This window comes from Pseudoxanthobacter sp., assembly GCF_036822375.1.
Classification (GTDB): Bacteria; Pseudomonadota; Alphaproteobacteria; order Rhizobiales; family Segnochrobactraceae; genus Pseudoxanthobacter.
Genome location: NZ_DAISHT010000013.1, coordinates 25,869 through 39,070 on the forward strand (window position 1 = coordinate 25,869; position 13,202 = coordinate 39,070).

Annotated in this window: 8 protein-coding genes; 1 reads left to right on the forward strand and 7 read right to left on the reverse strand. The window is 69.7% G+C overall.

From position 1 onward, the window contains the following. Positions 1-110 precede the first annotated feature (110 nt). Entirely contained in the window at positions 111-1,700 is a 1,590-nt protein-coding gene (locus V7067_RS02980; protein WP_334174388.1) for a gamma-glutamyltransferase family protein, read from the forward strand. Between the two features lie 66 nt (positions 1,701-1,766). Here V7067_RS02980 and V7067_RS02985 read toward each other — a convergent pair whose 3' ends face one another. From V7067_RS02985 to V7067_RS03015, 7 genes are all read right to left on the reverse strand, one after another. Further along, on the reverse strand, positions 1,767-4,352 hold the full coding sequence (locus V7067_RS02985) for an EAL domain-containing protein (RefSeq protein ID WP_334174389.1): 2,586 nt from the start codon (positions 4,350-4,352) through the stop codon (positions 1,767-1,769). Between the two features lie 234 nt (positions 4,353-4,586). Next, positions 4,587-5,393, reverse strand: coding sequence for a methylmalonyl-CoA decarboxylase (scpB, locus tag V7067_RS02990; protein ID WP_334174390.1), 807 nt, complete (start codon positions 5,391-5,393; stop codon positions 4,587-4,589). Between the two features lie 116 nt (positions 5,394-5,509). Beyond that, the gene (locus V7067_RS02995; RefSeq protein WP_334174391.1) at positions 5,510-7,651 is read right to left on the reverse strand and encodes an aldehyde dehydrogenase family protein; all 2,142 of its coding nucleotides are present in this window, start codon (positions 7,649-7,651) and stop codon (positions 5,510-5,512) included. A gap of 105 nt (positions 7,652-7,756) precedes the next feature. Further along, positions 7,757-8,752 carry a deoxyribose-phosphate aldolase gene (gene deoC / locus V7067_RS03000; RefSeq protein ID WP_334174392.1) on the reverse strand — a complete coding sequence of 332 codons (996 nt, stop codon included), beginning with the start codon at positions 8,750-8,752 and terminating at the stop codon, positions 7,757-7,759. Positions 8,753-8,858: 106 nt separating this feature from the next. Beyond that, positions 8,859-9,446 carry a PqiC family protein gene (locus tag V7067_RS03005; RefSeq protein WP_334174393.1) on the reverse strand — a complete coding sequence of 196 codons (588 nt, stop codon included), beginning with the start codon at positions 9,444-9,446 and terminating at the stop codon, positions 8,859-8,861. After that, a complete protein-coding gene (locus tag V7067_RS03010) occupies positions 9,443-11,170 on the reverse strand; it encodes an MlaD family protein (RefSeq protein ID WP_334174394.1) in 1,728 nt (575 codons plus the stop codon). Before V7067_RS03010 ends, V7067_RS03005 begins: the two co-directional genes overlap by 4 nt. 89 nt (positions 11,171-11,259) lie before the next feature. Further along, entirely contained in the window at positions 11,260-12,645 is a 1,386-nt protein-coding gene (locus V7067_RS03015; RefSeq protein ID WP_334174395.1) for a paraquat-inducible protein A, read from the reverse strand. Between the last annotated feature and the right edge of the window lie 557 nt (positions 12,646-13,202).

The window sequence follows — 13,202 nt, forward strand, 5'->3', positions numbered from 1 at the left end:
CGGCACGGTTGTGTTCGCCGGCGATGCGGCCGATAAATCCGGACCAGAAGGAAACGCCTCTCAGGAGGGCGCGGGCTCGAATCGCGCGCCCCCGGTCCGGGACATGAACGATGCTTGAAACTGCCCGTTCCCGCCGCGGCATGGTGACCGCGCCGCATCGTCTGGCGGCCGATGCCGGCCTCGATGTGCTGAAGGCCGGCGGCACGGCGCTGGAGGCTGCGGTGGCAACCGCCGCCGCGCTGGCGGTGCTCTATCCGCACATGACGGGCATCGGCGGCGATGCGTTCTGGCTGGTGGCCGAGCCCGGCCGGCCGCCGGTGGCCATCGATGCCTGCGGCCGCGCAGCGGCGGCGGCCGATCTGGATTTCTACCGCGAGGCCGGCGTGTCGCGCGTGCCGGAGCGCGGGCCGCTCGCCATCAACACGGTGGCGGGCGCGGTTTCGAGCTGGGCGGCGGCGCTGTCGCTTTCGGGCCGGGTGGCGAAGCCGCTCGGGCTGCCGAAGCTGCTGGAAGCCGCCGTGCACTATGCCGAAAGCGGCATTCCGGTGACCCGCTCGCAGAGCGAGACGACGCGGGAGAAGATGGATGCGCTCTATGCGCAGCCCGGCTTCGGCGAAGTCTTCATGCCCGACGACGAAGTGCCGGCCGAAGGCGCCCTGCTGAAGCAGCCGGCACTGGCCGAAAGCCTGACCCAGCTTGCCGAAGCCGGGCTGGAGGACTTCTATTTCGGCGATCTCGCCGCCATGATCGGCGACGATCTGGAGCGCCTCGGGGCCCCGCTGTCGCGCGCCGATCTCGCTCACCACCGCGCCGCCATCACCGATGCGCTGTCGTGCCGGGTTTCCGGGGCAACGCTCTACAACACCGCCCCGCCGACGCAGGGCGTCTCCTCGCTGATGATCCTCGGCCTGTTCGACCGGCTGAAGGTGGCGCAGGGCGAGAGCTTCGACCACATTCACGGGCTGGTGGAGGCCACCAAGCAGGCCTTCATGGTGCGCGACCGCTATGTCGGCGATCCGGCGCTGATGCCCATCGAGGCCGACGAGCTGGTGACGGACGGCATTCTCGATGCCCTCGCGGCACGTATCGACCGGGAACAGGCTTTGCCGTGGCCCCATGCCGGCCAGCCGGGCGATACGGTGTGGCTGGGCGTCATCGATTCCGCTGGCCGCGCCGTCAGCATGATCCAGTCGATCTTCTACGAATTCGGCTCGGGCGTGGTGCTGCCGCAATCGGGCATCCTGTGGCAGAACCGAGGCTCGTCGTTCCGCCTCGCGTCCGGGGGCTGGAATGCGCTCAGGCCGGGCCGCAAGCCGTTCCACACCCTCAACCCGGCCATGGCGCTGTTCGACGACGGCCGGCACATGGTTTACGGCACCATGGGCGGCGAAGGGCAACCGCAGACGCAGGCGGCCATTTTCTCGCGCTACGGTCTTTACGGCATGCCGCTGCAACAGGCGGTGACGGCGCCGCGCTGGCTGCTGGGCCGCACCTGGGGCGAAGGCAGCGTGGGGCTGAAGCTGGAGGACCGCTTCGCCCCCGAGCTGGTGGAGGCACTTGCCGCCGCCGGACACAATGTGGAGGTGGTCGCGCCCTTCACCGCGCTCATGGGCCATGCCGGCGCGCTCGTGCGCCATCCCGACGGCGGTCTGGAAGGGGCAAGCGACCCGCGCAGCGACGGCACCGTGGCGGCCTGGTGAGAGCGGTTTGGCGAGAGCGGCGGCGTTGTGAGGGGCGGCGTGGCGCGGCGAGACGCGGCCTGAGGCTCAGTGCGGCGGCGCAGGCCGGTTCAGCACCGGCTGCGCACGGCTAACGGCCGCAGGCGGCACCTGCCACGGCAGGTGCTCCAGCCAGGTTGCGAATGTCTCCGGGCTCATCGGCGGGGCAATGAGGAAACCCTGCGCAACGTGGCAGTCCAGCTCGCGCAGCAGGTCGTATTGCGCCTCGGTTTCCACGCCTTCGCACACCACCGTCAGGCCCAGTCCGTGGCCGATGCGCACCACGGCGGCGATCACCGTGCGGGTATTGGCCTCCTCTTCGGTGCGCAGCATGAACTGGCGGTCGATCTTCACCTCGCTGACCGGCAGATGGGCGATGGAACTGAGGCTGGAATAGCCGGCGCCGAAATCGTCCATGGAGAGGTGGACGCCCATGGCATGGATCGCTTCGAGGTTGGCGACCGTGGCGGGGTCGTTGTCGACCATCACGCTTTCGGTAATCTCGATGGTCAGCAGATCCGGGGTGAGGCCGTGCCGGGCCAGCGTGCCGGCGACGTAGCGTGCCATTTCCGGATCGCGCGCGTTGATCGGCGAGAAGTTGACGGAAACGCCCGGCACCACGAGGCCGCTGCGGCGCCACAGTGCGAGCTGGCGGCAGGCTTCCTCCAGCGCCCAGCGCGTGATCGCATCGATCAGCCCGGTTTCCTCGGCAAGCGGAATGAACTTGGCGGGGGAGATATCGCCCTGCACCGGGTCATGCCAGCGGGCCAGCGCCTCGACGCCGTAAAGCATGCCGTCGGAAACCCGCACCTGCGGCTGATAATGCAGGCGCAGCCTGTTGGCGCGCACCGCCTCGCTCAGCGCCGCGCCCAGCAGCAGGCGCTCCTGCGCCAGCCGGTTCATGGCCGGGTTGAAGAACCGCAGCCGTCCGCGTCCCCCGCTTTTTGCCTCGAACATCGCCGTGTCGGCATGCTTCAGCATGGTGCTGGCATCGCCGCTGTCGTCCGGATACACGCTGATGCCGATGCTGGCGGAAACCGGGATGAGCAGCCCGTCGATCTCGAACGGCAGGGCGATGGCCTTCAGCACCTGCGCGGCCCGCTCCGCCGCCTCGGCGCCGTCGCTGTCCGGGGCGACGATAACGAACTCGTCGCCGCCGAGCCGGCCGAGGATCTCGTCCGGCCCGAGGACGGCTTTCAGCCGGGCGGCAAAAGCCATCAGCATGGCATCGCCGGCCGTGTGGCCGCGGGCGTCGTTGATGGTCTTGAAGCGGTCGATGTCGATGAGCAGCAGCGAGGCCGGCCGGCGCGCCGAGGCCGCCAGCGACAGCACGGTCACGATTTTTTCCTGCAGCAGCCGCCGGTTGGCGAGGCCGGTAAGCGGATCGAAAAAGGCCAGCCGCTCGATGTGATCGAGGGCTTCATGCCGCTCGATGGCCAGCGCGCACAGGTGCAGGCAGGCCTGAACGATCTGCTGGTACCACGACGAAGGCTGCGACGAGGGCTGCTGCGGGGCGTGGAAATAGAGGGCGAAGGCGCCGGCAACCCGGCCGTTCTGCAGGCGGATCGGGTGCGACCAGCACGCCCGCAGCCCGGCGGAAAGCGGCAGGGCGCTCCACTGTTTCCATGCCGGGCTGGTGGCAAGGTCGGGCGTCATGATGCTGCGGCCGAAATAGGTCGCCGCGCCGCAGGTGCCGACTTCCGGTCCGATCTCCACCCCGTTGACCGCCTCGGCGAAGCCATCGGGCAGGCCGGGGCCGGCCAGCGGGCGCAGCTTCTTTTCGCTGTCGACCAGCACGATCGAGCAGGTCACGTCCGGCGCCAGCCCCTCCACCATGCGGCACAGGTCCGTGCCCAGCCGTGCCAGATCGCAGTTCTCGGCCATCTGCGCCAGCACATCGCGCTGCAGGCGCTGCAGCGCCCGCTCGCGCGTCACCTCCGTGAGCAGCACGACCACGTTGGCAAGCTGGCCCCGGTCATCCTGAACCGGGGTCATGGCGGCAGCGAGCGACACGATGCTGCCGGTGCCGGCGGGCGCAAGTTCGATCTCGCCGTGATAGCCGCAGCCTTCGGCGAACTGCTGCTGAATCTGGGCGAGCTTGTCCGGCGAGCAGCCTTCGGCCGCGAAAAGGGAACACAGCGGCTGGTGCAGAATCTCTTCCTCTCGCCGTCCGGTCAGGCGGACGAGGGCCGGATTCACGTAGACGATCCGCAGCTTGTCGTCGGTAACGGCGGCTGCGCGGTCCGAGCGGGCAACGATGAGGGCCTGTATGCGCTGCCGCTCGGCATCCTCCGCGGCCGGGCCGGCGGGCAGCAGGCGCAGCACGGTTTCATCGCCACTGCGAAGGGCCTGCACCGTCACCGGCGCACCGCCGGCAAGGGACATGACCGGCGCATCATCGTCGCCCGCGGCCTGTGTGCGGGCGAGGCAGCGGGCGAGATAATCGGCCGGCACGAGCGCGCCGAGCGGCATGCCCGGGCCGGCGCCGGCCGGCAGGCCGAGAAGACGCGCGGCGGCCGGGCTGAGGCAGGAGACGGTGCCATCGGCGGCTGCAATGACAATGGCTTCGCTACCGCTGCCGATGGCAGCGAGCAGCGCCGGAACCGAAGGAGAAGAACCTTCGGGAACAGCCATTATTTCAGCCTTCTGGCAGTCATCTGCCCTCTCGCGGCGAACGATGGTCGATGCCGCATACAGAGGCGGATTCACGCTGACGCCGGCGTGCGCGCACAGAACAGCGACAGGCCGTCGGCAGTACGATTCGGTCCGCCCCCGCGCGACCGCGTAACAAGGCTAACCCAGCAGGGGTAACCGGGAAATTGCTTTTTCAGATTTTCCGGTTGGTCGCTGCCGGGCGCCGTCGGCCGTTCAGTGCCCGCGGAAGACGGGTTTGCGCTTTTCCTCGAAGGCCGAAATGCCTTCCTGATAGTCGGCGCTCTCGTACACCGTGCGGCGCATATCCTGAATGCGCTCGAACACCTGCGCGGCGATCGGCTGGAAATCGGTCAGCACGCGCAGCTGTTCCTTGATCACCGCCACGGCCAGCGGCGCCTTGGTGGCCATGTGGTGGGCGATGTCGAGGGTGAACGTCTCAAGCTGATCTTCGGGCACGAGGTGATTGACCACGCCCCACTGCATCGCCACGTCGGCCTTGATGGGCGAGGCGGTGAAGAACATTTCCTTGATGAGGTTCAGCGGCAGGCGGCCGAGGAAGTGCAGCAGGCCGGTGGTGTTGTAGGGCAGGCCGAGATTGACCGGCGTGATGGCGAAGGTGGCCGTGCTGTCGGCCACGATCATATCGCACGACAGCACAAGGTCGAAGGCGCCGCCCCACACCGAGCCGTGCACCATGGCGATGACCGGCATCGGGAACGAGCGGATTTCGCGCAGCGTGCGCTCAAGCGGATCGGCATAGCGCAGCGGATCGACGCCGCCGCGCGGCAGTTCGGAAATATCGTGGCCGGCCGACCACACGCGGGTTCCGGCATCGGCACGCAGCACGACCACGCGGGCACCCTCAGCGGCAAAGGCATGCAGCGCGTCGGTGATGCCGTCGAGCAGTCCTTCGCTGAGCGCATTGCGCTTTGCCGGATTCTTGAGGGTAATGATCCCTACTTTGTCGACAATAGTCGTTTCGACGAAGGATTCCGGCGGGGCGACAAAAGGTTCGCTCATTCAGGCTCTCCGGGTAAGGCAATCGGCCCGCTATCCTGACGGGCTGTCGTGTCGCCTGCAAAGCGCGTTTTGGACGCGCTCGCCGTTTGCGGCTGCAATTTGGGGGGCTGTTGCCCTCATACACCAAACGGGAAGGTCACGGTCCGGCTCCGCGTCAGGGCATCGGCTTCGCCGGGCGCGAGGATGCCGACGGGAACGAGCAGGCGCGCGGCTTCCGGCGCCACGGCTGCGGCCAGCGCCGGACTGCCATCGTGCCAGAAGGCGGCCGTTGCCGGGTGGCCGGCGAGCGCGGCGGCGGCATCAGGTCCGCCGCGCACCACGGTCAGCACCCCGGCGGGCAGGGCGGCGGCCAGTTGCGCCACGTCTGCGCCGCCGTCATGCGGGCTGACGAGGACGACGCGGTTGCCGGCGGTCAGGAACGGCAGCACCGTGAAGGCCAGCAGGCCGGCATCGACCGGCTGCGACACGGCCAGACCGACGATGCCGCGCGGATCGGCCGAGGCCAGCGTCAGGCAGCGCGCGCCGTGCTGCAGCAGGGCGCCGGCCGGCGCCGTCCGCAGGCCCGCGGCAAAAAGCCGGATCATCTCGGCCAGACCGGCTTCGAGGCTGCCGGCCAGAGCGGTCAGCAGGCCTGCCCGCTCGGCCGCCGCGGCCGTGCTCCAGCCGCCCGCCCGGCCGGCCCGCTCCACGGCCGCCACGGCCTGTTGCGCGCCCGCCGCATCGCCGGCCGGCCAGACCCCGGCGGCCGGCCCGGGCAGGATGCTCTTCCGCCAGCTTGCGAAGCCGGCGAGGCCGCCGCTGGGCGCGGTGCCGCTGTCGCCACGCCCGGCCAGCGGCAGTTCGGGGGCGGGCGAGGGCGCCATGTTGATCCAGACGCCGCCGGCCTCCAGCCGCCGGGCCACGTCGTGCGCGAGGTCGAGCGACTGGGTCCACACACTGGCGACGAAGGCGAAGCGGCCGGCATTGGCCAGCATCGCCGCCTCGTCGGGGGTGCGGAAGGTGATGAGCCCGGCGACCGGCGCCGTCAGCGGCGCGCGCAGAAGCGCCGCGCCGGGGCCGATGCCGGTGACGAGCAGGGGGGGTAGCGCCGTGTCGCCGGCAAGGGCATCGGCCGGGTGGACGAGCGCACCGTCGGCGATATCGGCGGCGAGGGCCGCCCGTGCCGCCCCGTGCGAAGCCGCCGGCGGCAGCGGGCCGATATCGGTTTGCAGATCCAGCGGGTCGCCGGCGACGAGCCGGCCGAGCCGGGCGTGCAGGCGAGCGACGAGGCGGGCCGAAATGCCCTCTTGCACCAGAAGGCAGCGGCAGCCGGCCAGCCCGAGCCCGCGCGGTCCCCATGCCGCCTCCGCGATGCCGTCGGCGGCGGCATCGAGGTCGGCGTCTTCGAACACGATCAGCGGCGCGGGCGCCCCGGTGCAGAACACCGCCGTCAGGCCGCGCGCGGTGGCAAGGGCGGAAAGGCGGCGTGCCTCGTCCGGCGCGGCGGCGCACCACAGGTAGCTCACCGCCGGTTCGGCAATCAGCGCCGCAACGGTCTCTTCACCGCCGGGCAACACCGAAAGCGTGCCGGCCGGAAGGCCGGCGGTCGCGGCGATATCGGCCAGCATCAGCAGGGCCGGTGCGGCAGCCGGCGGCACGGCGGCGACCACGGCGTTGCCGGCGGCAAGGGCTGCCGCCACGGTGCGCCCGAACCACTCCGCCGCGCCCCACAGCGGCAGCGCGACGGCCACGACACCGTGCGGACGGGTGCCGCTCTCGGTGCCCTCGCCCGCGCCGAGCGCCAGCGCCGCGTGATAACGCAGGCCGGCGACAAGGGCCGGCATTGCCGCCTGCAAACCGTCGCGCAGCGGCCGGCCGGTGGCGAGCGTGTCCAGCAGAGCAAGCCGCCGCAGGCTGCGGTCTGCAGCATCGGCAAAGCCCTCCAGATGGGCTGCCCGCAATGCGGCGCTGAGGCCGGCCCAGCCGGCCTGCGCTTCGGCCGCCGCCTGCACGGCCGCGCCCGCCCCGGACGCTCCGGCGATCGCAAGGCGGACAAGCGGCTGGCCGGTGGCGGGGTTGACGACGGCCTGAAGGGCTCCGTCGCCGCCGGCCTCGGCCGTGCCGCCGATGCTCGCCCGAAGAACGCCGTCGCGACGGCCGAGCCAGTCGAGGACCTCGGCCGGCGATTGCAGGGAGGGGCCGGGAGCCATGGTTGCGAGGGCCTCGCGAATGAGGGCGGGATCGGCAGAGGCCATGGGTACGGGAGAGGCTGAGGCCATGGGGAACAGTCCTTCAGGCGCGGCGCACCGCAGCAGGCAGCTTGCCGGAAAGGCGGATGAGGCAACCGTCGCCCCGCCGCCGCAGGATTGCAGGGCGACCGGCTGTCAGGCCGGGGCGTGATAGCCGGGCACCGGCGGGCGGCCGGTGACGAGGGTTTCAAGCGCCCGCTCGATATCGGCCAGCAGGGAACTGGCCCCGATGCGGAACAGATCCGGCGCCATCCAGTCCGGGCCGGCCTCGGCGCGCATCAGCCCCAGCCACGCCAGCGCATCGGCCGCCGTGCGCAGGCCGCCGGCCGGCTTGAAGCCGACACGCCAGCCGGTGCGGGCAAAATAATCCTGCGCCGCGCGCACCATCGTCAGGCTGACCGGCAGCGTGGCGTTGACATCTTCCTTGCCGGTGGAGGTCTTGATGAAATCGGCCCCGGCCATCATCGCCACCATGCCGGCGCGGTAGACATTCGTCAGCGTCCTCAGGTCGCCCGTGGCGAGGATGGCCTTGAGGTGGGCCTCCCCGCAGGCCGCCCGCATGGCGGCGACTTCGTCATAAAGCGCTGCCCAGTCGCCGGTCAGCACATGGGCGCGGGTGATGACGATATCGATTTCCGCCGCGCCCTCGCTCACCGCAAAACGGATCTCGTCGAGGCGGGTGGAAAGCGGCGTCAGCCCGGCGGGAAAGCCGGTGGCGACGGAGGCGACAGGAATGCCGCTTCCCTCCAGCGCCCGCACAGCCGGTGCCACCATGGTGGGATAGACGCACACCGCGGCCACCTGCAGCGGCGCATCGGCAAAACCGAGGGCCGCCGACAGTTCCGGCCGCAGCGGCCGGCGCGCCTTGCGGGCAAGGCGCCCGACGCGGCCGGGGGTGTCGTCGCCCGCCAGTGTCGTCAGGTCGATGGCCCGCAGCGCCTGCACCAGCCAGGCTGCCCGATGGGCGCCGGCCGGCAGCGGCCGGGCGGCGAGCGCGGCAAGGCGCCGGTCTGTCGCCGGCCGGTTGACGGCGACATCCGCAAACCAGGCCGGATCGAGCGCCATGCCGGGATTGCGATCGCCGGCGTGGCAGGCACCGCGGGCCGCAGGGGGCGGAGGCGGGTTCAGCATGACGGTTTCTCTCGGAAACAAGGGCAGGTCCGCGGCGTTCGGGCAGGACGCTGCCGCCCGGTGCCGGCTGGCGCGCCGGACCGGGGCCGGCGGCCCCGGTTGGGAATCAGGCGAGCATGGCGGCGATGATGTCGGCGAGTTCGCCGGTCGCCTTGCTCATGGCGCGCACATTGTCCTGCGTGCTGCTGCCGGCCGGCGGCACGGAAAGCCGCACGGCCCGCGCCGCAGTGCTGCCGCCCCGCATGACCGCGACCTGCGCCACCATCAGGATGCTGCCGTCACGGTCGCGATCCAGACGTTGCAGGCTGACCTCCACGACGGCATTCGGCGTCACCGAGAGGGTGCCGGTGTCGTTGTAGACGAGCGAGCCGGGCAGGCGCTGGCTGAGGTTCTCGGCCAGAACGCGGCTGAACATGGCGCCGAACGGATCGCCCCAGCGCTGGTTTGCGGCGATATCCACCCGGCTGTCGGCCGTCGAGAGCACGATCTGCGGCCGGTCGAGATAGCGCGCCAGCCCGATTTCCCGCACTTCGACGCGGGCCGGACCGCCGCTGCGCGGCGCGCCATCGACCGGCGACAGCGTGTAGAGCACCGGATCGGGCGAGGCGCAGGCCACGAGACCCGGTGCGGCCGCGCCCAGCAGCAGGCCGGCGACGGCGTGGCGCAGAAGCCGGCGGGTGCGGTGTGGTCTCATTGGTTCCCCTTTCCGGTGCGGCCGAGGATGAGGGCTTCGGGATGGGCGCTGAGCAGGTCGGCGACGACCCGCACCGACCGCGCACTGTCGGTGAACTCCCCGATCATGCGGTCAAGCTCCCGCTTGAAGCGCGAACCGGCGCCATACCCCTTGTCGACGGAGCCGACGAGGGTGTTGATCTGTACCACAGCCTTGTTGAGGCCGGTGGCAATCTGCGGCAGTTGCTGCAGCGCCGGTGTGATCTGCGTATCGAGCTGCTTCATCACCGACTGCATCTGCGTCATCGCACCGGCCAGCGCATCCAGAGACTTGCGCAGGTCGGGCGAGTTCAGCAGCGTGTTGGCGCCCTCCAGCGATCCGTTAAGATTGTCGGCGATCTGATCGAGCGGCAGACGGGCGATCTTGTCCATGATGTCCGTCGCAGCCCGGCTGATGCTGTCGATCTGCGGTGGCACGCTGGGAATGATCTCCTCGCCGGCAACAACGCGGATGCCGGCTTTCTTGGCCTGCGGGAAGAAATCCAGCGCCAGCACCTGCTGCCCGGTGAGCAGGTTGGCGCTGCGCAGCTGCGTGCGCATGCCCTTGCCCACCATATCGCCGATGGCCTTGCGCAGCGCCGGATCGCTCAGCTGATCGTCGGAAAGGCCAATGCGGCCGGGTTCAAGCTCATAATTGACAGGAACGCGGAAAACATTGTTTTCTTTGTCATATTGCAGCGTCACGTTGGTGACTGTGCCGATAGTGATGCCATAGATCTGCACCGGCGATCCGGCACCGAGGCCGCGCACGGACGAGCCCTCGAAATAGGACACATAGCGCAGCCGGCGATGGTAGCCGGAGGCGATGGCCGCGGCCTGATCCTGATAGAGCTTGAATTCCGTTCCCGCCTTGGCCTGCGCGGTCTCGCGCAGTGCCTCCGGCGTGTCGAAGGCGATGCCGCCGGCAAGCACCGCCTCCAGCGATTCCAGTTCAAAGCTCACACCTTCCGCGCCGAGCTGCACGGCGAAGCCGGAGGCATTCCAGAAGTTGGTCGCATCGCGGACATAACGGTCATAGGGCGCGCGCACGAACACATGGATGGAGACGTGGTCGCCCATGTCCGAAGGGTCGTAGCCCAGCACCTGCCCCACGGTGAAATCGCGGAAGAACACCGGCGAACCGGGGCTGAGCGAGCCGAGCCGGCTGGCGGTGACGACAAACGCCGTTCCGGGCACATCGGACTGGACGATGGGCGGCTGCGGCAGACCCTGAAACTTATGCCGCTCCTCGCCGCCGGGGGCGCCGGGATCAACGGCGATGTAGGCGCCGGACAGCAGGGTATCGAGACCGGAAATCTGCGTGATGCTGGCCCGCGGCTTCACCACCCAGAAGCGGGCGTGGCTGGTGAGCACATGGTCTGCGTTGCGGTCCATGCGGGCAGTGACCACCACATGGCGCATATCCTCGCCCAGTGCCACGGTCTGCACCGTGCCGAGCTGGACATTCTTGTATTTGACCGGTGTCTTGCCCGCCTCGATGCCGTCTGCATCGGAAAAGCTGATGGTGATCAGCGGCCCCTGCTGGGACAGCGTGCGCCAGCCCAGAAACGCCGCGATCAGGGCGGTGACGATGGGGATAATCCAGACCATCGAAATGCGCCGGTTGCGCCGGATCGTCGGCTGGCCGATCGGCGCGGGGCCGGCGTCTTCGGGCGGGAGGGAATGCGGATCACGGGGTGTATTCATCGTCGCTCACTTGAGCCGGCGGGGCGGGACGGCGAAGGCGGGGCGGGCGGCTGCCGGGGGCGGCCGGCTGTACAGAGCGCGGGCTGCGGTCATGACGGCGGCCCTGCGGAGGACGTGTGCGGCGGATGCTGCGCCGGCGTGCCGTTGCGGCCGGCCGCATCCCACATCAGCCGCGGATCGAACGATTCTGCCGCCAGCATCGTCAGGACAACGACGCTGGCAAACGAGATGGCGCCGAGGCCGGGCTCAATGGTGGCCAGATTGCCGAGCCGCACCAGCCCGACCAGAATGGACAGCATGAAGACATCGATCATCGACCAGCGGCCGATGGCGTCGACGATGCGATAGAGCTGCGTGCGGTCGCGCAGCCGCGCCGGCGAACGGCACTGGGTGGTGATCAGCAGCGTGACCAGCCCGACGAGTTTCAGCACCGGCACGGTGATGGAAGCGAAGAACACCAGCAGCGCCAGCGGCAGCATGTTGGCATGCACCAGTTCCACCACCCCGCTCAGGATGGTGTCGGGCGCGCCGCGTCCCATCGAGATCACGGTCATGACAGGATAGAGATTGGCCGGCACATACAGAATCGCCGCCGCGATCACGAGCGCCCAGGTGCGGTTGAGGCTGTTGGGCTTGCGGGCATGAAGCGGGGCGCCGCAGCGCGGGCAGGAGGCCTCGAACGGTCGCGGGCGGCTGACCAGTCCGCAGCATTCGCATCCGACCGCGCCCTCCAGCGACCCGAGCGGCGCGTCGGCCTCGCTGCCGCGGTCGCGGCGGTCGATGGCCGCCCATACGACCTCCGGGTCCAGCACGAGATCGGCGGCGACGGTCGCAATCATCACCCCGGCAAAGGCGAACACCGCGATGCCGACCTCCACGCTCGCCATGTCGATGAGCTTGGCATAAGCCACCAGCACGGCCAGCAGGAACACCTCGATCATCGACCACGGCTTCAGCCGCGCCGCCCAGCGGAACACACTGGCCAGATGCCGCGGCGGCCGCCGCATCCGCAGCGCCAGCAGCACATAAGACGTCGCCAGCAGCCGGGCCACCGGTGCGATCAGCGTGGTGGCGGCAACGAGGGCCGCCAGCTGCCAGAAGCCCTGCTGATCGAGCTCAAGGGAGCCGGTCGTCAGATCCGCGGTCACATTCTGGCCGGAGATCGACATGGTGAGGAAGGGCGTGAACGTTGCGATCGTGAACAGCAGCAGCGCGCACAGCGCCAGCGCCAGCGAACGGTCGACCGGATTGCGGCGCGAACGCCGCAACAGCCCGTCGCAGCGCTCGCAGCGCGCGGCATGGCCCTCGGGCAGATCGGGCAGATAATGCATACGGCCGCAATCGGGACAGGCGCGCAGCAGCCGGGCCGGCACATGAAGCGCCAGATCGTCAGGCCGGCCTGCGGAAGCGCCGGCCTGAGGGACGCGATCGCCCGCTGCCACCGTCTTAGTCACTGACAAATCCTCAAACTGCATCCCCTCCAGGCGGCGCCGGTGCCCTCGGTCCCGGTCCGGGCGGCTCCATGACACCGCGACCCGATAAAGACACGGCGACCCGACAAACCGGGCGCCCCGACATCCTGTGCCGTCCGCCGAACCGACCGCCCGCGCCCGTGTGCCTTGCCCCCGCACCCGGACCGGTCAGCCATTCATTGTCTATGCACGACTCTGTCCGCGCCGCCAGAATAGCAAAAGCCATGCCCGCCGTCCGCTCTGCCGGCACCGTCCCGGCGTTGCGTCGTGACCGGAGGTTGCCGCCGTATGGACAGAACGTGCGGATGCGGTCGGTCAGGCCCGCGATGCGACGGCAACGACGCTCCGATTCCCATTCCGGCGTGATTTGCCGGCGAAGCGCATCACCTTTATCCACAGCGGAAACGGCGTCGGAAGTTCAGGAAATCCGGGCATGAGTGGCCAGTCCGTTCATGTCCTGTTAACTTCTTTTCCCCCGGCGGTCCGGATTGATCGCTTCGGGGCGGTTGACGTTGTGAGGGGTGGCCCTTATAAGCCGGGTCACTGACGGGGCGGCGCTG